Origin of the sequence: Stenotrophomonas nitritireducens (assembly GCF_050984405.1) — a bacterium.
GTDB lineage: Bacteria > Pseudomonadota > Gammaproteobacteria > Xanthomonadales > Xanthomonadaceae > Stenotrophomonas > Stenotrophomonas nitritireducens_B.
Genome location: NZ_CP158790.1, coordinates 3,370,694 through 3,390,729, shown reverse-complemented (window position 1 = coordinate 3,390,729; position 20,036 = coordinate 3,370,694). Strand labels below are relative to the sequence as shown.

The following is a 20,036-nucleotide window of genomic DNA, read 5'->3' as shown; positions in this document are numbered from 1 at the left end:
GTTCCTGCCGCTGCGCCGGCGGCTACAGGCGGAAACCCTCGTTGTTTCGTGCTCATTGCGTGAGCCCGTGGTGCTCTGGCACCGGAATACGCAGCCATCCGCAGGTGCGGGACTTGCCCCGCATGGGCTTCATCGATCCGGTCGCGTCGCATGCGGGGCAAGCCCCGCATCTACAGTGCGTTCCTACAGGTCGCCCAGCCGCGCCTGCAGCGCCGCGATGGCCGCCAGCCCGGCGGTCTCGGTGCGCAGGATGCGCGGACCCAGCTGCAGCCCCTGGAAACCGGCGTCGGCCAGCTGCTGGCGATCGCGTGGCGACCAGCCGCCTTCCGGGCCGATGGCGATCACCACGCCGCCGACCGGCGCCGGCGGCAACGCGGACAGGCGGTGTTCGCCCTGCGGGTCCAGGGTCAGGCGCAGGCTCTCTGCGCGGGCAGCGCCGCGGCCGCCGCGGCCAGCGCCTGCGGCGGCGACAGCGCCGGGATGCGCGCGCGGCCCGACTGGCCGCAGGCCGAGCCGATCACGCTGCGCCAGTGCGCGATGCGCTTCTCCGCGCGCGCGGCGTCCAGCTTCACCTCGGTGCGTTCGGCATTCACCGGCACGATGGCGGTCACGCCCAGCTCGGTGGCCTTCTGCAGGATCAGGTCCATCTTCTCGCCGCGGGCGATGCCCTGCAGCAGGGTGATGGGCAGCGGCGATTCGTTGTCCAGGGCGTGCGCGGCGTCGATGCGCACCTGCGCGTCGCGTTTGCCCACCGCGACCAGCGTCGCCGCGTAATCGTTGCCGTCGCCGTTGAACAGCACGCAGGCGTCGCCCTCGCGCAGGCGCATCACCCGCACCAGGTGGTTGGCGGCCTCCTCGGGCAGCGACAGGGTCTGCCCGGCGTGCAGCGGCAGCTCGACGGGGCATCGTGTCAGGCGCATGCGCGGCTCCGGCGATGCGGGGACGACGTCGCGACGGCGGGGTCTGCTAGCATTTCGTGCTCATGGAAACGTATCTGCCAGTGCGCATTCTAGCCATCCGCCGCCGCGCCGCCCGGGGCCGCGCATGAGCCGGCGGCTTCCGGTCATCCACCGGGTGCGGGAAGAGGACATCGGCCCGTTCCACCAGGAACACCTGGACCTGGAGTTCTCCAACGGCGAGCGCCGGCATTTCCAGCGCCTGGTCAGCCGCGGGCATGGCGCGGTGGTGGTGGTGCCGATGCTGGACGAACACACCGTGCTGCTGGTGCGCGAGTACGCCGCCGGCCTGCACCGCTACGAACTGGGGCTGGTGAAGGGCCGCATCGATGCCGGCGAAACGCCGGAGCAGGCGGCCGACCGCGAGCTCAAGGAAGAGGCCGGCTACGGTGCCCGCCGCATCGACGTGCTGCGCACGCTGACCCTGGCGCCCACCTACATGAGCCACCAGTCGTGGCTGGTGCTGGCGCGCGATCTCTACCCCGAACGCCTTGCCGGCGACGAACCCGAGGAACTGGAAGTGGTGCCCTGGAAACTGGCCGACCTGGACCAACTGATGCTGCGCGAAGATTTCTCCGAAGGACGCTCGCTGGCGGCCCTGTTCATCGCCCGCGAATGGCTGGGAGCGGCGCGGTGAGCGTCTTGGAAACGGCCCTGCGCGAAGCCGTCATCGCCATCGCCGGGCAGGCCGGCGCGGCGATCATGCAGGTCTACGCCGACGGTTTCGACATCGCGCACAAGGACGACCTGAGCCCGCTGACCAGCGCCGACCTGGCCGCGAACGAAGTGATCGTGCGCGGCCTGTCGCGCTTGACCCCGGACCTGCCGGTGCTGTCGGAGGAATCGGCGCAGCTGCCCTGGGAAACCCGCCGCCAGTGGCAGGACTACTGGCTGGTCGATCCGCTGGACGGCACGCGCGAGTTCATCAAGCGCAATGGCGAGTTCAGCGTCAACATCGCGCTGATCCGCGACGGCGCGCCGGTGTTCGGCGTGGTGCAGGCGCCGGTGACCGGCACCGTCTGGCATGCCACGCGCGGCGAAGGCGCATGGCGCCGCGATGGCGCGCGCGAGGACGCCATCCTCACCCGGCGCCCGGCGGCCGCCGGCGCTGCCGCTGCGGGTGGCGGCCAGCCGCTCGCACCGCGATGCCCGCACCGTCGAGCTGCTCGGGCGCATGGGCGAGATCGAACTGGTTGCCCAGGGTTCCTCGCTGAAGTTCTGCCGCATCGCCGAGGGCACGCTGGACGTATACCCGCGCCTGGGCCCGACCAGCGAATGGGACACCGCCGCCGGGCAGTGCGTGCTGGAAGCGGCCGGCGGCGCGGTGCTGGCGGCCGACAGCGGCGAGCCTTTCCAGTACAACCGGCGCCCGCGCCTGCTCAATGGCGACTTCGTCGCGCTGGGCGATCCGGCGCTGCCATGGCGCGACTGGGTGGCCGGGCTGTGAGCGGCGCCGGCGACCTGGGCGAGCCGGGCGATATCGGCACCCTGCTGCGGATCATGGCGCGCCTGCGCGACCCGCAGGGCGGCTGCCCGTGGGACCTGCAGCAGGATTTCTCCAGCATCGCGCCGTACACGATCGAGGAGGCCTACGAGGTCGCCGACGCGATCGACCGTGGCGACCTGGCCGACCTGAAGGACGAACTCGGCGACCTGCTGCTGCAGGTCGTGTTCCATGCGCAGATGGCCAGCGAGCAGGGCGCGTTCGACTTCGCCGGCGTGGTCGCGGCGATCAGCGGCAAGATGCTGCGCCGGCACCCCCATGTGTTCGGCGACGAGCAGGCCGGCGATGCCGGCGAGGTCGTCGCCAACTGGGAGCAGATCAAGCAGCGCGAGCGCGCCGACGCGGGCGACACCGATGACTCGGCGCTGGCCGGCATCGCCCGCGGCCTGCCCGAGTGGCAGCGCGCGCTGAAACTGCAGAAGCGCGCCGCGCGCACCGGCTTCGACTGGCCCGACGTCGCCCCGGTGCTGGACAAGCTGCGCGAGGAGATCGGCGAGGTGCAGGCCGAGTTCGAGAGCGCCGCCTATTCGGACAACCGCGCGCGGCTGGAAGACGAGATCGGCGACCTGCTGTTCGTCTGCGCCAATCTCGCCCGCCATGCCAAGGTGGACCCCGGCAGCGCGCTGCGCCGCGCCAACCACAAGTTCGAGCGCCGCTTCCGCGCCATGGAGGCGCTGGCCGCCGCGCGCGGGCAGTCGATGGCCGCGCTGGACCTTGGGCAGCAGGAAGCGCTGTGGCAGGCGGTCAAGCGCGAGGAAAAGGACGCGCCGTGATCAGGACCCTGGCGCTGTTCCTGCTGACTGCGCTGGCCGAAATCGTCGGCTGCTACCTGCCGTGGCTGTGGCTGCGCCAGCAGGGCAGCGCGTGGCTGCTGCTGCCGGCGGCGGCCAGCCTGGCGCTGTTCGCCTGGTTGCTGACCCTGCACCCGACCGCCAGCGGCCGCGTCTATGCCGCCTACGGCGGCGTCTATGTCTGCGTCGCGCTGCTGTGGCTCTGGCGGGTGGATGGCGTGGCGCCGACCCGCTGGGACCTGCTCGGCGCCGGCCTGTGCCTGCTGGGCATGGGCGTGATCATGGCCGGTCCCCGCGCCGCCGCAGCCTAGGCGCTATGCTGCGCGCATCGCCCGTCGAGGGATGCGCCATGGCCCGTTTCGGCAGCTTCCGCGAGTTCTATCCCTACTACCTGAGCGAGCACCGCAACCGCACCTGCCGCCGGCTGCACGTGCTGGGCAGCAGCGCCGCGCTGCTGTTGCCTGCTGGCGGCCTTCATGACCGGACGCTGGCAATGGGCGCTGATGGCGCTGTTCTGCGGGTACGGCTTCGCCTGGGTGGGGCATCTGTTCTTCGAGAAGAACCGCCCGGCCACATTCAGCCACCCGCTGTATTCCTTCGCCGGCGACTGGGTGATGTTCGCCGACGTGCTGCGCGGCCGGCTGCCGTTCTAGCGCCCGCCGGGCTGGCTATACTCGATCCGGAAACCTACGAATCGAATCTCACAAGGAGCGTACTGATGGGCAGCGGTGTCTTTCTCGCGTTGGTGGTGCTGGTGGCCGGCGCCATCGTCCTGTTCAAGACGGTGCGCATGGTGCCGCAGGGGTATGAATGGACGGTGGAGCGCTTCGGCCGCTACACCCACACCATGTCGCCCGGCCTGCATTTCCTGATCCCGGTGGTCTACGGCGTCGGCCGCAAGGTCAACATGATGGAACAGGTGCTGGATGTGCCCAGCCAGGAAGTCATCACCAAGGACAACGCGGTGGTGCGCGTGGACGGGGTGGTGTTCTTCCAGGTGCTGGACGCGGCCAAGGCCGCCTACGAGGTCGCCAACCTGGAAATCGCGATGATCGCGCTGGTGCAGACCAACATCCGCACCGTGATCGGCTCGATGGACCTGGACGAATCGCTGAGCCAGCGCGAGACCATCAACGCGCAGCTGCTGAGCGTGGTCGACCATGCCACCAATCCGTGGGGGATCAAGGTCAACCGCATCGAGATCCGCGACATCCAGCCGCCGCGCGACCTGGTCGATTCGATGGCGCGGCAGATGAAGGCCGAGCGCGAGAAGCGCGCGCAGATCCTCGAGGCCGAGGGCCTGCGCCAGTCCGAGATCCTGCGCGCCGACGGCGAGAAGCAGGCCGCCGTGCTGGAAGCCGAAGGCCGCAAGGAAGCCGCGTTCCGCGACGCCGAGGCGCGCGAGCGCCTGGCCGAGGCCGAAGCCAAGGCCACGGCGATGGTGTCCGAAGCCATCGCCCAGGGCGATGTGCAGGCCATCAACTATTTCGTCGCGCAGAAGTACGTGGAGGCTTTCAAGGAACTTGCGAGCTCGCCCAACCAGAAGCTGGTGCTGATGCCGATGGAAGCCAGCGGCGTGATCGGCTCCATCGCCGGCGTCGCCGAACTGGCCCGGGAGGCATTCGCCAGACAGGAAGAACGCAAGGCATCGCCGTCGCGCGGCAACCCGCCGCCGCTGGGGCGCTGAGCCATGCGCTGGGAAGTGGTGGGCTGGGCGGCGCTGGCGGTGATCCTGTTCGCCGCCGAGGCGATGGCGCCGGGCGCCTTCATGCTGTGGATGGGCTTGGCCGCCACCGCCGTGTTCCTGGTGGTCTGGGCCTACGACGGGCTGGCCGTGCTGATGCAGGTGGTGCTGTTCGTCGTGCTCAGCTTCGTCTCGATCCAGGTTTACCGCACCTGGTTCCGCCGGCGCGCGCGGCCCAGCGACCAGCCGCTGCTCAACCGCCGCGCCGAGCAGATGGTCGGGCGCGTGGTGGTGCTGGACCAGGCCATCGCCAACGGCACCGGCCGGGCGAAGGTGGACGACGCGTTCTGGGTGGTGGCCGGGCCCGACCTGCCGGCGGGCAGCCACGTGCGCGTGGTCGCGGTGGACGGGATGACGCTCAAGGTCCAGGAAGCCTGAGGCGACGGCGGCGCGGCCTGCGCGCCGCCATGGGCTTTGCCCGCGGCCATCTGGGATAATGGCGCCTTTCCTCGCGTGGAACGGCAATGACCCTGAAGACTCTCCTCAACGAAACCCACCGCTCGCTCGGCGCCAAGATGGTCGACTTCGGCGGTTGGGACATGCCGATCCACTACGGCTCGCAGATCGACGAGCACCACCTGGTGCGCCGCGCCGCCGGCATGTTCGACGTCAGCCACATGACCGTGGTCGACCTGAAGGGCGCGCGCACCCGCGAGTTCCTGCGTCAGCTGCTGGCCAACTCGATCGACAAGCTCAAGGTCACCGGCAAGGCCCTGTACTCGTGCATGCTCAATGCCGAAGGCGGGGTGATCGACGACCTGATCGTCTACTTCCTGGCCGACGACTTCTTCCGCATGGTGGTCAACGCCTCCACCCGCGAGAAGGACCTGGCGTGGATCCGCCAGCACGCCGCCGCCTTCGGCGTGGAGGTCGTCGAGCGCGAGGACCTGGCCATCGTCGCCGTGCAGGGGCCGCAGGCGCGCGGCCTGGTCGCCGGCCTGGTCGCCGACGCCGACCGCGCCGCGCTGGACAAGCTCGGTCGCTTCGCCGCGCTGGACGTCGCTTCCGCTGACGGCGTGCCGCTGTTCGTCGCGCGCACCGGCTACACCGGCGAGGACGGTTATGAAGTGCTGCTGCCGCAGACGGCGGTGGTCGCGTTCTGGAACGCGCTGCTGGCCGCGGGCGTGAAGCCGGCCGGCCTTGGCGCGCGCGACACGCTGCGCCTGGAAGCGGGCATGAACCTCTACGGCCAGGACATGGACGAGAGCGTCAGTCCGTTCGAGGCCGCGCTGGCCTGGACCGTCGCCCTGGACGAGGGCCGCGACTTCATCGGCCGCCCGGTGCTCGAAGCGCAGAAGGCCGCTGGCAACGCGCGCCAGATGATCGGCCTGGTGATGGACGAGAAGGGCGTGCTGCGCCACGGCCAGAAGGTGCTCACCGCCCACGGCGAGGGCGAGATCCTGTCCGGCACGTTCTCGCCGACGCTGGGCAAGGCCATCGCCTTCGCCCGCGTCCCGGCCGGCGACATTCCGCTGGGAGCGGCGGGCAACGTGCGCGTGGACATCCGCGGCAAGGAAGTGCCGGTGCGCGTGGTGAAGTTCCCGTTCGTGCGCGATGGCCAGGCCCAGCCCGGCATCGACGCCTGATCCGCCCCGCGGTCCGCTAAACTAGCCCCCCATCCCGTCCACCGTTTCTTCCGGAGCAGTTCCATGAGCGAGATCCCTGGCGACCTCAAATTCCTCAAGTCCCACGAATGGGCCCGCGTCGAAGGCAATGGCCGCGTCACCGTCGGCATTTCCGACCACGCGCAGGGCCTGCTGGGCGACCTGGTCTACGTCGAACTGCCCGGCGTGGGCGACACGGTGCAGGCCGGCAACGCCGCCGCCGTGGTCGAGTCGGTGAAGGCCGCCTCCGACGTTTACAGCCCGGTGTCGGGCACCGTGGTCGAAGTCAACGAGGCCCTGGCCGACAAGCCGGAGACCATCAACGAGGACGCCTACGGCGAAGGCTGGCTGTTCGTCGTCGAGATGTCCGAGGCGGAGCAGGTGAACGAACTGCTCGGCCCGGACGACTACGCCGAGCTGCTGGAAAACGACGACCACTGATCCGGTCGTACCGGACGAACAGGACGGCCGCCTCGTGCGGCCGTTTCTGTTTCCGGCACCCGCACCGGCGGCGATGCGCGCGGACGGCACCGTCGTCGAGGGCGGCACCGCCGCCGCGCATCGTCGCGAGGCGACATCCGAAGCAGACCGGGTAGCTGCCGTCGGCGACGCCGGTCGATGGTCGCGCGCGATGCTCGAACGTTCGGCGAAGGCATGACCCGCCGCCGTCGTCGTCGTCGCCGGAAGGCCGCAACGGCCGCGCGATGGTGCGAAGTGTTTGCGCAAATCGTTCCCCGCGACGCGGGAAAGCGCGATCGCGGCGAACGGAATTCAGTTCCCGGCCGCTTTTTTTTTCACGCCTCCGAAGACGCATGCCTGCCGCCGTGCACGCATGCCCGCTGTCGCGTCGCGCGCGCACGCTGCAAACGAATAGTGCTTTTTTTATGGTGTTTTTCGCACGCGTGCGCATTGAGTGCGGGTCGCGCGCGTCGTCGCCAGGTGCCGCGCGCGGGGCGAAGGCCGGCGTCGTTGGCGCGACCGGCGTGAAGCTTTCCGGAAAAAGTTGCGCGCGGGTAGTTGACAGTAAAAAAAACCGTGATTAGGTTTCGCCCAGCAGACCATTGCTGCGGAAGCGAGTGAGCCGGATCAACATTCAGATGCGAAGCACAACCTGGACATCCGCCACGCGCGCTGATGGTGGAGCAGGAGTCGCTTCCTTCCGCGAAACACCCCCGAACAAGACATGGCACCCGTGGCGGGAATCGTTGCGGGTGTTTCTGTATCCGTCACGATGCGTCTGACGCATCGTCGGTCCTCCGCGATACACCGCGGATTTGCTTCAACTGGGCATTTCAATTCCATAGATCACTGACGAGGAGCCATCCAATGGCCACGAAGAAAGCTGCGAAGAAACCGGCCGCCAAGAAGGCGGTGAAGAAGGTCGCCAAGAAAGCTGCCGCCAAGAAGGCGGTGAAGAAGGTCGCAAAGAAGGCCACCGCCAAGAAGGCAGTGAAGAAGGTTGCCAAGAAGGCGACTGCCAAGAAGGCAGTGAAGAAGGTCGCAAAGAAGGCCACCGCCAAGAAGGCGGTGAAGAAGGCGGCGAAGAAGGTTGCCAAGAAGGCCACCGCGAAGAAGGCGGTGAAGAAGGTCGCCAAGAAGGCCACCGCGAAGAAGGCGGTGAAGAAGGTCGCCAAGAAGGCCACTGCCAAGAAGGCGGTGAAGAAGACCGCGAAGAAGGCTGCTGCCAAGAAGCCGGCCGCCAAGAAGGTCGCTGCCAAGAAGAAGCCGGCTGCCCGCAAGAAGAAGGCGGCTCCGGTCGCGCTTCCGGCCACCCCGGCGCCGCTGATCTGATCCAGCGCTAAGCTGTACCTGGAACTCCTTCCCCGACTGCCCAGCGGGGAGGGAGTTTTTTTATGCGCGGGTGCTGCCGGCAGCCGGGCCGGCGCGGGTGGGGGGCTTCGCTGTTCAAGCGGATGCCGAGCGGATGGCACGGGACCGCGGTAGATGTCCAGGCCGCCTGCAGGACGCCGATGCAGGGTGCGGTGCGGTACTGGAGCGCGTCGGTGGCACCTTGGTGCAGGCACACGGCTTCCCGTCGCGGCGACCTGTCCGCCATTCCTTCCGGAACAGATGACCGCCTGCCCGGCGCCCGCGCAGGGAACACGGCCGGACAGCGTTTTCATGGCGAAGCCAGTCGACGGGCGACGTACCCGGATGTGTCGTGGGACGAGCGGCGCGACCGCCATCTCCGTCTGGAGGGTGGTGTACCCCGATGCGCCAGGAGAAACGGCAGGGCAACCGTTTCTACAGCGAAGCCGCCGGAAGGGGGGGCGCGCGCAGGGAGGGACGTCATGAAAAAAGGCGGCCGAAGCCGCCTTGTCGAAGAATGCCGGGTATGGTCAGCGCGGGGACGCGGTGGCGCGATCGGAGGCGACGCCCTTCCTGCCGCGCGGCGCATTGGCCGGTGCGTCCTCGGCCATCAGGTTGTCGCTGCCGAAGTCGGTGTCCACGTCCAGCCAGCGCTGCGTCGGCAGTCCGATGGCGCGGTCGAGGATGGTCGGCATCAATCCGCTGGGAACGCTGCTCTCGCCATTCCACAGGACGGCGATGCCGAGATCGCGCTCGGGCAGCAGGGCGACGAGGCCGCGATAGCCCTGCACCGCGCCGGCATGGAACACCACGGTGTGGCCGGCGTAGTCGAACACGCGCCAGCCGAGCGCGTAGCCGGCCGAGTCCAGCCGCTCGCGGCGCCAGCCCGAACGCATCTCGCCGGGCGTGTTGACCAGCGGCGCATGCAGCGTCGCCAGCAGCGGTGCGGAGAGCACGTCGGGACGGTGCCCGGTATGCGCCAGCAGCCATTGCGCCATGTCGCTGGCACTTGCGTTGACGCCGGCGGCGGGAGCGACGCGGTAGTAGGTGGGCTTGGGCGACAGCGACACCCAGCCGTTGCGGCTGCGCACGTGCGGGCGCGCCCAGCGCGGACTGGCCTGGATGCCGGCCAGGCCGAGGCTGGCATCGTTCATGCCGAGCGGCTTGAACAGGCGCCGTTCCACCGCCTGCTCGTAGAAGCTGCCGGAGGCGGCGTAGACCACGTCGCCGATCAGGCTGAAAGCGACGTTCTGGTAGGCATAGCAGTCGCCCGGCTCGCACTTGAGCGGCGCGCTGGCGAGCTTGCGGGTCAGGGTGTAGTAGTCGGCGTTGGACTCGATGTCGCGGTCGTAGGCGTTGTACGGCAGGCCGACGCGATGGCTCAGCACGTCGGCCACGGTCAACCGGCCTGTCGCCTCGGGCGTGGCCAGCTGGAAGCCCGGCACGTAGTCGGTGATCTTGCTGTCCCAGCGCAGCGTGCCGTCGTTGACCAGCAGGCCGGCCATGGTGCCGGCGAAGGCCTTGGACAACGAGGCAAGGCGGAACACCGTGTGCGCGTCGACCGGCTGCGGGTTGCCGATGTCGGTGACGCCGTAACCGCGCGCGGAAAGGACGCGCCCGTTCTGCACGATCGCCATCGCGATGCCGGGCACGCGGTTGCCGTAGGTGAGCTGCTCGGCCATCGATTCGATGGCGGCGATGTTGAAACCGTCCGGCAGCGCCTGCACCTGGTCCGGCCGCAAGGCGACCCGGTAGGGCATCGGCTGCGTCGGCGACGGCAGCGGCGCGTTCTCCAGGTTCGCCGGCAGGCGCGGCGCCGATTCCGGCAGCGCCAGCGGCGCGGTGGGCGTCTGCGCGGTGGAGGACAGTGCGAAGGGCATCAATACACCCAGCAATCCCGATGCCACCGGACGGAAACGCCGGCGCCTGTTGTTGTCTTTCATCGTGATCGATGCCTGATAGCTGAGGCTGTCGGCGATTCTAGCGCCGCTTTTCGTGATTGCACAAACCAGAAGAAAATGAATGGGCATCGCGTTGATATTGCTGATTTTTGTGGCCGCGACCCACCGGTGGCGGACATCGCCTGATCTACAACGGCCGGAGCCGGGGCGCGGCATCAGCCACCCAACAGAACGCTTCATCCGGGAGCGGACCTGATCGCACTGGCGATGTTGCAGTGCATCGGATACCTTGCGCGCTTCGTTGCGACGGGTACGGGCCGATGCAGGCGGGTCAGGGCAGGGTACACACGGGCGAGTGGCTGGCGGTCGCGCTGTCCTTCGCCTATTTCTTTTGCGTGCTGGCCGCGTACTACGTGATCCGCCCGCTGCGCGAGCAGCTGGCCGCGGCCGTCGGTTCGACCCAGCTGCCGTGGTTCTACGGCGCCACCTTCCTCGGCACCCTGCTGCTGTCGCCGCTGTTCGGCGCGCTGGTCACGCGCTGGCCGCGCAGGGTGGTCATGCCGGTGGTCTACGTATTCTTCATCGCCTGCCTGGTCGGCTTCGTGCCGCTGTTCGCCTGGCCGGACCTGCTGGCGCCGAAGACGCTGGGCGTGATGTTCTTCGTCTGGGTCAGCGTGTTCAACCTGTTCGTGGTGTCGGTGTTTTGGAGCTTCATGTCCGACATCTGGGACAGCGAGCAGTCGCGCCGCCTGTTCCCGGTCATCGCGGTGGCCGGCACGATCGGCGCGGTCACCGGGCCGATGCTGACCCGCTCGCTGGTCGGCGTGATCGGCGTGGCGCCGCTGCTGGTGGTGTCGGCCGCGCTGCTGTGCCTGGCGCTGGGCTGCGTGATCGCGCTGGGGCGCTGGGCGCGCTTGCATGGCGCGCGCCGCCACGAGCCGGGGCACGAGGCGGCGGTCGGCGGCGGCATGTTCGACGGCCTCAAGCAGGTGTTCGCCGATCCGTTCATCCGCAACATGTCGATCCTGCTGCTGCTGGCCGACGGCATCGGCACGGTGAACTACGCGCTGGTGACCGACTATTCCGGCGCCACGTTCACCGACGCGGTGGCGCGCACGCGCTTTGCCGCCAATGTCGACCTGGCCGGCAACGTGCTGACCGCCATCACCCAGCTCACCCTGACCCGCTGGCTGCTGCCGCGGAAGGGGCCGGGCATCGTCATCATGATCTGGGCGCTGGTCAGCGTCTGCGCGCTGTCGCTGGTGCTGTTCGCGCGCGATCCGCACGCGCCGGTGCTGCTGGGCATGCCGGCCGTGGCGATCGCGCTGATCGTCAGCCGCGGTCTGGCTTACGGCATGGCCGAGCCGGCGCGGCACAGCCTGTACACGCGCGTGCCGCGCAACGTGCGCTACAAGGGCCAGAACGCGGTGGATACGGCGGTGTGGCGCTTCGGCGACATGACCATCGCGCTGGGCATGAACGGGCTACGCCTGCTGGGCGTGGGCGCTGCCGGTTTTGCCGGCGTCAGCGCGACCGCGGCGGTGATCGCCGCCAGCATCGGCTGGCGCCTGTCGCGCCGGCCAGAAGGCGTGTCAGCGGCGGAGGCGCCATCCTCCCGCTGATGCAGGAGACGGCGCGCGGATCGACGGCGCGCCTCAGGCCAGCCACAGCGGCACGGCATGCAGCGCCGCGCCCAGCGCGAACAGCGCGCTCAACAGGTGCACGCGCCAGTCGTGGATGCGCAGGAATACGAACTGCTCCACCGTGCGCCCCACCCAGAACAGCGCGATGAATCCCAGCAGCGCCCGCCCCAGCGGCGTGGCGGCCAGCTCACCGCCGAAGGCCAGCGCCAGCGCGCCCATGCCCAGGAAGACGTAGACCAGGCGCAGATTGAGGATCTGCATGATCGCGCGGTTGGCCAGGCTGTTGCGGGCGAGGTCGCGTTTCCAGTCGAACAGTTTCCAGAAGGCCAGGTGGAAGGCCGCGAAGCCCAGGCTGTGCACGCCGCCCAGGCGCACCAGCAGTTCGGCGGTGTCCATGGCTCACCCGTTTCCGCGGCGCGGCGACACCCACATCGCGATGCGGGCGACGAACACCTCGGTGCCCGCGGCATCGCTGATGCCGACCCGTACCGGCAGCTCGTAACCGGCCGTGGCGCTGGCGATGGGGCGTTCGGGCACGGCCACCGCCTTCAGGGTGCCGTGGGCCTTGGCCTGGTAGCGCACGTCCATGCCCTTGGGAATCCAGCGCATCCCGGCCGGCAGCGAGGCATCGACCATCAGCCCGGCGGTCAGTTCGGCCAGGTTGCACAGCGCGATCGCATGCACCGTGCCGATGTGGTTGCGCACCTTGCGGCGGTCGGCCAGCGTGCCTTCGCAGCGGCCGGCCTCGAGCAGGGTGATGCGCGGGGAGATGCTGGCGAAGTAGGGCGCCTTGAAGCACACCGCGCGCGTGAACAGCCAGCGGCCGCCGGGCCAGCGCGACAGGCGCCGGTAGAGCGGGAGCAGGGGAGCGGTCATGCCTTCCTCCGGAAAGGAAACGGCGGGCAGTGCCCGCCGTTTCCGGTTGCAGATGGCTGCCCGTGATCAGGCAACCTGCGAGGGCCGCTGGCCTTCGCGGTCGTAGTACGAGGCCGCGCGCAGTTCGTGCGGTTCGAAGTCGTCCACGGTGATGGTGTCCAGGGTGATCGCGCGCAGTTCTTCCAGCAGGGTGCGCTCGTCCTGGGTGATGACGCCCTCGGCCACCGCCTCGTCCAGCTGCGCGGGGAAGGTGAGCGCCTCGATGCCCTTGGTCTTGAGCGCCTTGAGGAACTTGCGCTCCACCGGCTCGGCCATGACCGCCTTGGTCAGGTAGCTGGCGATGCGGCCGCCCGGGTTGTTCTCGCACGGGGTCAGGAACACGCCCTGGGCCAGGCGGTCGCGGGCTTCGTTGGGCGACATCAGGGTGGCGGCCACGCGGCGGCTCAGGCGGTCGCCCGGGGCCTCGGCGCGGCGGCCGAACGGGAAGATCAGCGCCCACATCAGCCAGCCGACCGGACGGATCGGGAAGTTGCGCAGCGCCGCCGACAGCGACTCCTCGATGCGGTGCACGCTGTCGTGGAAGGCCCAGGCCAGCAGCGGCTGGTCGGTGGCCGGCGCGCCCTCGTCGTGGTAGCGCTTGAGCATCGCGCTGGTCATGTAGATGTGGCTGAGCACATCGCCCAGGCGGCCGGACAGCGATTCCTTGAACTTGAGCTTGCCGCCCAGGGTCATCATCGAGATGTCGGCCATCAGCGCCAGGTTGGCCGAGTAGCGGTCGAGCTTGCGGAAGTAGCGGCGGGTGTAGGCATCGCCCGGCGCGGCGCCGAAGCGCGCGCCGGTCAGGCCGAACCAGAACGAACGCACCGCATTGGAGATGCCGAAGCGCACGTGGCCGAACAGCGCCTGGTCGAACTCGCGCAGGCCGGCCGCGCGGTCCTCGTCCTGCGCGGCCTTCATTTCCTTCAGCACCCACGGATGGCACAGGATCGCGCCCTGGCCGAAGATCAGCAGGCTGCGGGTCATGATGTTGGCGCCTTCCACGGTGATCGCGATGGGCGCGGCCTGCCAGCTGCGGCCGGCGAAATTGCGCGGGCCGAGGATGATGCCCTTGCCGCCGATGATGTCCATCATGTCGCTGATGCACTCGCGGCTCATGTTGGTGCAGTGGTACTTGGCGATGGCCGACGGCACCGACGGCACGTCGCCGCGGTCCACCGCCGCGGCCGTGGCCTGCGACAGCGCGCTGATCTTGTAGGCCTTGCCGCCGATGCGGGCCAGCGCTTCCTCCACGCCCTCGAAGCGGCCCACCGACAGGCCGAACTGCTTGCGGATGCGCGCATAGGCACCGGTGACGACCGCGCCGGCCTTGGCGCCGCCGGAAGCGGTGGACGGCAGGGTGATCGAGCGGCCGACCGCCAGGCACTCGTTGAGCATGTTCCAGCCCAGGCCGCGCTTCTCCGGGCCGCCGATGATCTGGCTGAGCGGGATGAACACGTCCTTGCCGCGGATCGGGCCGTTCTGGAACGGCGAGTTCAGCGGGAAGTGGCGGCGGCCGATCTCCACGCCGGCGGTGTCGCGCGGCAGCAGCGCCAGGGTGATGCCGATGTCCTTGGTGTCGCCGAGCAGGCCGTCCGGGTCGTACATGCGGAACGCCATGCCGATCAGCGTGGCCACCGGCGCCAGGGTGATGTAGCGCTTGTCGAAGGTCAGCTTCAGGCCCAGCACTTCCTCGCCGTTCCACGTGCCCCTGCAGACGATGCCGAAGTCGGGAATGGAGGTGGCGTCGGAACCGGCGAACGGGCCGGTCAGGCCGAAGCAGGGCACTTCGATGCCTTCGGCCAGGCGCGGCAGATAGTAGTCCTTCTGTTCCTGCGTGCCGTAGTGGTTGAGCAGTTCACCCGGGCCCAGCGAGTTGGGCACGCCGACGGTGGAGCTGACCACGCTGGAGATCGAGGCCAGCTTCTGGATCACCTTGTGGTGCGCCAGCGCCGAGAACCCCAGGCCGCCGTACTGCTTGGGAATGATCATGCCGAAGAATTTGTTCTTCTTGATGAAGGCCCACAGCTCCGGCGGCAGGTCGGCATGGACATGGGTGATTTCCCAGTCGTTGACCATCCTGCACAACTCTTCGACCGGGCCGTCGAGGAAGGCCTGCTCTTCGGCGGTGAGCTGGGGCTTGGGATAGTCCAGCAGCTTCTGCCAGTCCGGGTCGCCGGTGAACAGTTCGCCCTCGAAGCCGACCGAACCGGTTTCCAGCGCGATGCGCTCGGTCTTGGACAGCGGCGGCAGCACCTTGCGGAACACGCCCATGAACGGCGAGGTGATCAGCGGCTTGCGCAGGAATGGCAGCAGCACCAGCGCGCTGACCAGCGCCAGGATCGCCGCGGCGACGATGACCGCGGTCTGGTTGACGCCGGCGAACCAGCAGATGCCCAGCAGCACCGCGCCGATCACCGTCCAGGTGACCAGCCGCATGCGGTGATAGGCGACGAAGGCGCCTGCCAGCAGCAGGGCCAGGAAGGGAACGACAATGCTCATGGACTTGCTCCGGTAACGTGCTCGGTACGGGCGGACGCTGCGGCGGAAGCCGGGGGGAGTGCGTCCAGATAGTTCAACACGGCGGCGGTAAACGCGTCGTTGTCATCGCCTGCCACCATATGCGTGGCGTCGGGCAGATGCACGTGTTGCGCATGCGGCACCAGCGCCAGGAATTCGGCCACCGTCTGCGGCGTGACCAAGTCGCTGCGGCCACCGCTGACCAGCAGCAGCGGGCATTCGACGCGGCGCGCGGCTTCGGCGATGGCGTCCTGGTGCTGCTCGCTGTCGCGTGCCAGCTCTTCCACCAGGCGCGGGTCCCAATGCCAGCTCCAGCGGCCGTCCGCGGTGGGGCGCAGCAGGGCGCGCAGCGCATCCTCGCTCTTGCGTGGGCGGTGCGGCAGGTAGGCGGCGATGCTGTCGGCGGCCGCTTCCAGCGAGGCGAAACCTTCCGGGTGCGCGCTCATGAAGGCCAGGATGCGCTCGACGCCACGCGTTTCCCAACGCGGGGTGATGTCCACCAGCACCATCGCCGCGAACAGCCCGGGCCAGCGCGCCTCGGCCATCAGCCCGAACAGCCCGCCCATCGACGCGGCGACCAGCACCGGCGGCCGTGGCAGTTCGCCGGCGACGACGATCAGGTCATCGGTGAACTGTTCGCCGTGATACGGCAGATCGGCCCCATTCCAGTCCGAACCGCCATGGCCGCGCGCATCGAAGGCCAGCGTGGCATGGCCCGCTGCGTGCAGCGCCGCGGCGGTTGCCGTCCACGCGCCGCGGGTCTGGCCGAAGCCATGCGCGAACAGGATCGGCGGTTTGCTTCCAGTGGTTTTCGAGGCGGCCAGCGCGATGCCATGGGCACCGTCCAGCCGGATGTCTTGCACGTGCATGCGGGAGCCATGGGTATGAAACCGTACCCGATGGTATGGATTGGTGGTGGCGCCTGTCAATACTGCTGGGTATGGAAGTGTTGCGCCCTGTTGTTGCAAGGGAAAAGCGCCACTGGGCTGGTCGTGCGCCGGCCGCCGCAGGCGCATACTGCAACCAGTCCCCGGCGTATGGTTAAATCAACGGATGAACGAATCTTCAGCTTCCCCGACCGAAACCCGCGGTACACGCAACAGCCGCCTCAGTGCGGACGACTGGGCCCAGGCGGCCCTGGACCTGATCGCGGAGCAGGGTGTTGGCGCCGTAGCGGTGGAGCCGCTGGCCCGCCGCCTAGGCGTCACCAAGGGCAGCTTCTACTGGCATTTCCCCTCGCGCGACGCCCTGCTGCAGGCCGCGCTGGAGCGCTGGGAGCTGGTCGAGCAGCAGCAGGTGTTCGGCAGCCTGGAGGAAGTGCCCGATCCGCGCACCCGCCTGCGCGCGCTGTTCCAGCTCGTCGCGCACGAAGTGACCCCGCACATCATCTACAGCGAACTGCTCAAGGCGCTGGACAACCCGCTGGTGCGCCCGGTGATCGACCGCGTCTCGCAGCGCCGCCTCGACTACCTGATGGCCTCGTTCCGCCAGGCCGGCCTCAGCTCCACCGACGCCCGCCATCGTGCGCGCCTGGCCTATGCCGCCTATGTGGGCTTCCTGCAGCTGTCCCTGCAGCTGCAGCAGCCGAAACAGGCCCGCGAGGAGTTCGAGTCCTACGTCGAGCATGTGATCGAGACGTTGATTCCGAACGGATGAGGTGGCAACCGTTCCGGTCAACCTAGGAGGCCGCGCATGTCGCGGCCTTTTCTTTGCTGTGCTTCATGTGGCGGGCATTAAAAAACCACGGCCCCGAAGGGCCGTGGTTCTCATTGCAAATCTACCGCGCCAGAATCAGAACTTCTGGTTGTAGCGCATGTAGAAGAAGCGACCCGGGATTTCATACTGCGGGTCGAACGAGTTGGCGAACGTGGTGTATGCCTTCGGCGGGTCACGATCGAACGCGTTGTTGACACCCAGGGTGATCTGCCCGTTCCACGGCGTCTTCCAGTACGCGCTGAGGTCGGTGTAGGTCGCGCTCGGGATGTAGTTGCGCGGATCGCGCTTGCCGCCCAGGCCGATGCGGTCCTTGTCCGAGCACAGCAGGGCGAAGTTGCCGCCGGTGAAGTTGCTGCCGGTGCACTTTTCGGTCTGCGGCGAGTAGTAACGCACCATGGCAGTGGCACCGAAGTCACCCAGCTGCCAGCCCAGCAGCAGGTTCGAACGGATGCGCCAGTAGTTGTCGCGGCTGCGGTACTGGCCGACGCGGTTGGCGCCCGGGTTCAGCGGATCGGAGACCGAGTAGTTCGAGGTGTAGGTCGAATCCCAGACCACGTTGAAGCTGCCGAAGCGGGTTTCCGGCATGCGGTAGCCCACCGTCAGGTCCCAGCCTTCCACTTCCATGGTGGCGACGTTGTTCGGCACGGCCAGCATGTTGGAGATCTGGCCGGTCGCATCGCGGGTGATCAGGTCGCAGACGGCGGAGATGCCAGCCTTGTAGCAGCTGTCCAGCATTTCCTGCGCATCCTGGGCATAGATGGCGCCTTCGATCTTGATGTTCCACCAGTCAAGCGACAGGTCCAGGCCCTGCACGTAGCTGGGGCTGTAGACGAAGCCCAGCGTCTTGGAAGTGGAAGTCTCCGGGCCCAGCTTCGGGTTGCCACCTTCGGTCGTACGGATCTGCGAGTTGGCCTGCGGGTAGCGCGGAATGCCGGCACACGCAGCCGGGCTGGCCGGGTTCGGCACGCCTTCCACAGAACCGGCGCAAGGATCGGCCACGTTCTCGAAGGTGTCGCTGACGCCGGAGTACAGTTCGCTGATCGACGGGGCACGGAAGCCTTCCGACCAGTTGCCGCGGATCATCAGGTCGTTGATCGGCTTCCAGCGGAAACCGAACTTGCTGTTGAGCGTGTCGCCGAAGTTGCTGTAGTCGGAGATGCGGGTAGCCACGCTGAAGTCCAGCAGCTGCGCGCCGGTCACGCCCGACAGCAGCGGGATCGCCAGTTCCAGGTAGGCTTCATCCAGGCTGTAGCCGCCGGCGGTCGCGGTGCGCGCATTGCCGGTGGTGTCGCCGGAGTTGATCAGGCCGTCCGGATCGTCGAAGCCCGATTCATTGCGATGCTCGAAGCCGGCCGAGAAGGCGAATGCGCCACCCGGCAGGTCGAACAGCTCGCCGCCGATGTTGGCGTAGTAGGTCTTCTGCTCATAACCGTAGACGTCATGCGCGGTGAAGCCCGCGTACTTCATCATCTCAGGAGTCAGCGAGCCCGTACCGCTGAGCATGTTCATCGGTACGCAGCCATCGATCACGTTGCCGGCGGTTCCGCAGCGTGCGACGCCACTGCCGTCGATGAACGACGGGCCCAGGGCATTGCGCAGAGCGGAGATGTTGAAGAAGCCGGTGGTGATGTCGGTCTGGTCGTTCTTGCCATAGAACATGCCCGCTTCCCAGTTCCAGAAGCGCTCGTTCACTTCGAAGTCGCCTTCGAAGCCGCCATTGAAGGCGTAGGTCTTGACGTTCTGCTTGTAGATGCGGCCGCCGGTCTCCATCGCGCGGTACTGGATGTAGTCGATGTCACGACCGGTGTGGTTGTAGATGTTGTCCTTGCTGATGACGATGTTGGCGCCGTTGGTGCCCGGTGCCGCGCGGCCCAGCACGATCGGCATGGCGGCAAGGATCTGCTCGGACTTGCGCTCGTTGTAGGTGACCGTCGTCTTGAAGCGGACGTTGTCGGTGATCGACAGGCCAGCGTCGGCGAACAGGGAGGTGCGCTCCTGCGGGGTGACCAGCAGGTTGCCGGGGGCATGGTTGAAGCTGTCGGCGCTGGTGTAGTTGCGCCAGGTGCTGCCGCCATTTCCGGTGATGAAATAGCCTTCGCTGCCATTCGGGCGGGTCGAGCCGTAAACCGGGTTGCCCTTGTCATCCACGCCAGTCTGGCCGTAGAAGCCGAAGCGGCCGTCCGGGGTGGTGCTGCTGTTGCCGGTGTTCGGCAGTGCGCCGAAGGTCGGGACGGCCGAGATCTTGCGGTTGCCGGCCCAGACGGGCTCTTCCTTCACATAGCCCACGCCCAGGGTGGCGTGCCAGCGGTCACCGACGGAGCCGATGGTGAAGTCGTACGCTTCGCGAGCGCCGTCGCCCTCGTCGTACTGGCCGAAATACGCATTGGCCTCGGCGCCGTCGAAGTTCTGGCGCAGGATGATGTTGACCACGCCGGCGATGGCGTCCGAACCATAGATGGTCGAAGCGCCGTCCTTCAGGACTTCAATGCGCTCGACGGCAGCGGACGGGATGGTATTCAGGTCGACCGCACCGCCAAGGCCGGTGCCGCCGATCCAGCGACGACCGTTGACCAGGACCAGCGTGCGGTTCGAACCCAGGTTGCGCATGTTGACGCGGGTTTCGCCGTTGCCGCCGTTGTTGTAGCTGCTGTTGAGGGTGGAGCCGTTGGTGCTGATGCTCTGGATGATGTCGCCGATCGAGGTCTGGCCTTGAGCCTGGATCTGCTCGCGGCTCATCGTGAACACCGGCTGCGAGGTTTCAACGTCAACGCGCTTGATGCGCGAACCAGTGACCTGGATGCGATCCAGGTTGGTGGCGCCATCGGCATCCTGGGCGAAGGCAGTGCCGGTGGTGCCGGCGGTGCCAGCAACCAGGGCCAGCACCACTGCGTCACGCAGCTTGTTGGACTTGCAATACATGGGCTCTCTCTCCAAGT

At 68.0% G+C, this 20,036-nt stretch carries 17 protein-coding genes and 3 pseudogenes; 13 read left to right on the top strand and 7 right to left on the bottom strand.

Features of this window, described 5'->3' with window-relative positions:
- Positions 1-183: 183 nt before the first annotated feature.
- Positions 184-920, bottom strand: a pseudogene (locus ABTV91_RS15155) (16S rRNA (uracil(1498)-N(3))-methyltransferase).
- Between the two features lie 124 nt (positions 921-1,044).
- Between ABTV91_RS15155 and nudE the strand changes: the two are divergent.
- The 11 genes and pseudogenes from nudE to ABTV91_RS15100 all read left to right on the top strand — a co-directional run bounded on the left by nudE (position 1,045) and on the right by ABTV91_RS15100 (position 8,390).
- Entirely contained in the window at positions 1,045-1,593 is a 549-nt protein-coding gene (nudE, locus tag ABTV91_RS15150) for an ADP compounds hydrolase NudE (protein WP_433852163.1), read from the top strand.
- Positions 1,572-2,403, top strand: a pseudogene (gene cysQ / locus ABTV91_RS15145) (3'(2'),5'-bisphosphate nucleotidase CysQ). The gene nudE and the pseudogene cysQ overlap by 22 nt, the downstream one beginning before the upstream one ends.
- On the top strand, positions 2,376-3,233 hold the full coding sequence (gene mazG, locus ABTV91_RS15140; RefSeq protein ID WP_433852162.1) for a nucleoside triphosphate pyrophosphohydrolase: 858 nt from the start codon (positions 2,376-2,378) through the stop codon (positions 3,231-3,233). The pseudogene cysQ and the gene mazG overlap by 28 nt, the downstream one beginning before the upstream one ends.
- Positions 3,233-3,562: a YnfA family protein gene (locus tag ABTV91_RS15135; protein WP_433854199.1), complete on the top strand. Its 330-nt coding sequence runs from the start codon at positions 3,233-3,235 to the stop codon at positions 3,560-3,562. Before mazG ends, ABTV91_RS15135 begins: the two co-directional genes overlap by 1 nt.
- A 38-nt stretch (positions 3,563-3,600) precedes the next feature.
- Positions 3,601-3,904, top strand: a pseudogene (locus ABTV91_RS15130) (Mpo1-like protein).
- A gap of 65 nt (positions 3,905-3,969) precedes the next feature.
- Entirely contained in the window at positions 3,970-4,938 is a 969-nt protein-coding gene (locus ABTV91_RS15125; RefSeq protein ID WP_433852161.1) for an SPFH domain-containing protein, read from the top strand.
- Positions 4,939-4,941: 3 nt separating this feature from the next.
- The gene (locus ABTV91_RS15120; RefSeq protein WP_433852160.1) at positions 4,942-5,373 is read left to right on the top strand and encodes an NfeD family protein; all 432 of its coding nucleotides are present in this window, start codon (positions 4,942-4,944) and stop codon (positions 5,371-5,373) included.
- Between the two features lie 86 nt (positions 5,374-5,459).
- The gene (gene gcvT, locus ABTV91_RS15115; RefSeq protein ID WP_433852159.1) at positions 5,460-6,581 is read left to right on the top strand and encodes a glycine cleavage system aminomethyltransferase GcvT; all 1,122 of its coding nucleotides are present in this window, start codon (positions 5,460-5,462) and stop codon (positions 6,579-6,581) included.
- Between the two features lie 63 nt (positions 6,582-6,644).
- Positions 6,645-7,040, top strand: a complete 396-nt coding sequence (gene gcvH, locus ABTV91_RS15110) for a glycine cleavage system protein GcvH (protein WP_433852158.1) — start codon at positions 6,645-6,647, stop codon at positions 7,038-7,040.
- A gap of 34 nt (positions 7,041-7,074) precedes the next feature.
- A complete protein-coding gene (locus ABTV91_RS15105) occupies positions 7,075-7,257 on the top strand; it encodes a hypothetical protein (RefSeq protein ID WP_433852157.1) in 183 nt (60 codons plus the stop codon).
- Between the two features lie 713 nt (positions 7,258-7,970).
- The gene (locus ABTV91_RS15100) at positions 7,971-8,390 is read left to right on the top strand and encodes a hypothetical protein (protein WP_433852156.1); all 420 of its coding nucleotides are present in this window, start codon (positions 7,971-7,973) and stop codon (positions 8,388-8,390) included.
- Between the two features lie 548 nt (positions 8,391-8,938).
- On the opposite strand, the gene ABTV91_RS15095 is transcribed toward ABTV91_RS15100, so the two are convergent.
- A complete protein-coding gene (locus tag ABTV91_RS15095; protein WP_433852155.1) occupies positions 8,939-10,351 on the bottom strand; it encodes a serine hydrolase domain-containing protein in 1,413 nt (470 codons plus the stop codon).
- Positions 10,352-10,629: 278 nt separating this feature from the next.
- On the opposite strand from ABTV91_RS15095, the gene ABTV91_RS15090 reads away from it, so the two are divergent.
- Positions 10,630-11,931 carry an NTP/NDP exchange transporter gene (locus ABTV91_RS15090; RefSeq protein ID WP_433852154.1) on the top strand — a complete coding sequence of 434 codons (1,302 nt, stop codon included), beginning with the start codon at positions 10,630-10,632 and terminating at the stop codon, positions 11,929-11,931.
- 33 nt (positions 11,932-11,964) lie between these two features.
- On the opposite strand, the gene ABTV91_RS15085 is transcribed toward ABTV91_RS15090, so the two are convergent.
- The 4 genes from ABTV91_RS15085 to ABTV91_RS15070 form a co-directional block, all read right to left on the bottom strand.
- Entirely contained in the window at positions 11,965-12,348 is a 384-nt protein-coding gene (locus ABTV91_RS15085) for a hypothetical protein (RefSeq protein ID WP_433852153.1), read from the bottom strand.
- Positions 12,349-12,351: 3 nt separating this feature from the next.
- Entirely contained in the window at positions 12,352-12,828 is a 477-nt protein-coding gene (locus ABTV91_RS15080) for a hotdog fold domain-containing protein (protein ID WP_433852152.1), read from the bottom strand.
- A 66-nt stretch (positions 12,829-12,894) separates the two neighbouring features.
- Positions 12,895-15,366 carry an acyl-CoA dehydrogenase gene (locus tag ABTV91_RS15075; protein ID WP_433852151.1) on the bottom strand — a complete coding sequence of 824 codons (2,472 nt, stop codon included), beginning with the start codon at positions 15,364-15,366 and terminating at the stop codon, positions 12,895-12,897.
- On the bottom strand, positions 15,363-16,253 hold the full coding sequence (locus tag ABTV91_RS15070; protein WP_433852150.1) for an alpha/beta fold hydrolase: 891 nt from the start codon (positions 16,251-16,253) through the stop codon (positions 15,363-15,365). Before ABTV91_RS15070 ends, ABTV91_RS15075 begins: the two co-directional genes overlap by 4 nt.
- Positions 16,254-16,437: 184 nt before the next feature.
- Here ABTV91_RS15070 and ABTV91_RS15065 point away from each other — a divergent pair, with 184 nt between their 5' ends.
- Positions 16,438-17,040: a TetR/AcrR family transcriptional regulator gene (locus ABTV91_RS15065; RefSeq protein ID WP_433852149.1), complete on the top strand. Its 603-nt coding sequence runs from the start codon at positions 16,438-16,440 to the stop codon at positions 17,038-17,040.
- A 135-nt stretch (positions 17,041-17,175) separates the two neighbouring features.
- Here ABTV91_RS15065 and ABTV91_RS15060 read toward each other — a convergent pair whose 3' ends face one another.
- Complete coding sequence (locus ABTV91_RS15060; RefSeq protein ID WP_433852148.1) at positions 17,176-20,019, bottom strand: TonB-dependent receptor domain-containing protein; 2,844 nt, start codon at positions 20,017-20,019, stop codon at positions 17,176-17,178.
- Positions 20,020-20,036 lie beyond the last annotated feature (17 nt).

Coding starts and splice junctions, on each gene's coding strand:
- mazG (WP_433852162.1), top strand. CDS start 2,376: ATGGCGCGACTGGGTGGCCGGGCTGTGAGCGGCGCCGGCGACCTGGGC.
- ABTV91_RS15065 (WP_433852149.1), top strand. CDS start 16,438: ATGAACGAATCTTCAGCTTCCCCGACCGAAACCCGCGGTACACGCAAC.
- ABTV91_RS15075 (WP_433852151.1), bottom strand. CDS start 15,366: ATGAGCATTGTCGTTCCCTTCCTGGCCCTGCTGCTGGCAGGCGCCTTC.
- gcvT (WP_433852159.1), top strand. CDS start 5,460: ATGACCCTGAAGACTCTCCTCAACGAAACCCACCGCTCGCTCGGCGCC.
- ABTV91_RS15125 (WP_433852161.1), top strand. CDS start 3,970: ATGGGCAGCGGTGTCTTTCTCGCGTTGGTGGTGCTGGTGGCCGGCGCC.
- ABTV91_RS15060 (WP_433852148.1), bottom strand. CDS start 20,019: ATGTATTGCAAGTCCAACAAGCTGCGTGACGCAGTGGTGCTGGCCCTG.
- ABTV91_RS15095 (WP_433852155.1), bottom strand. CDS start 10,351: ATGAAAGACAACAACAGGCGCCGGCGTTTCCGTCCGGTGGCATCGGGA.
- ABTV91_RS15070 (WP_433852150.1), bottom strand. CDS start 16,253: ATGCACGTGCAAGACATCCGGCTGGACGGTGCCCATGGCATCGCGCTG.
- ABTV91_RS15120 (WP_433852160.1), top strand. CDS start 4,942: ATGCGCTGGGAAGTGGTGGGCTGGGCGGCGCTGGCGGTGATCCTGTTC.
- ABTV91_RS15085 (WP_433852153.1), bottom strand. CDS start 12,348: ATGGACACCGCCGAACTGCTGGTGCGCCTGGGCGGCGTGCACAGCCTG.
- nudE (WP_433852163.1), top strand. CDS start 1,045: ATGAGCCGGCGGCTTCCGGTCATCCACCGGGTGCGGGAAGAGGACATC.
- ABTV91_RS15090 (WP_433852154.1), top strand. CDS start 10,630: ATGCAGGCGGGTCAGGGCAGGGTACACACGGGCGAGTGGCTGGCGGTC.
- ABTV91_RS15080 (WP_433852152.1), bottom strand. CDS start 12,828: ATGACCGCTCCCCTGCTCCCGCTCTACCGGCGCCTGTCGCGCTGGCCC.
- gcvH (WP_433852158.1), top strand. CDS start 6,645: ATGAGCGAGATCCCTGGCGACCTCAAATTCCTCAAGTCCCACGAATGG.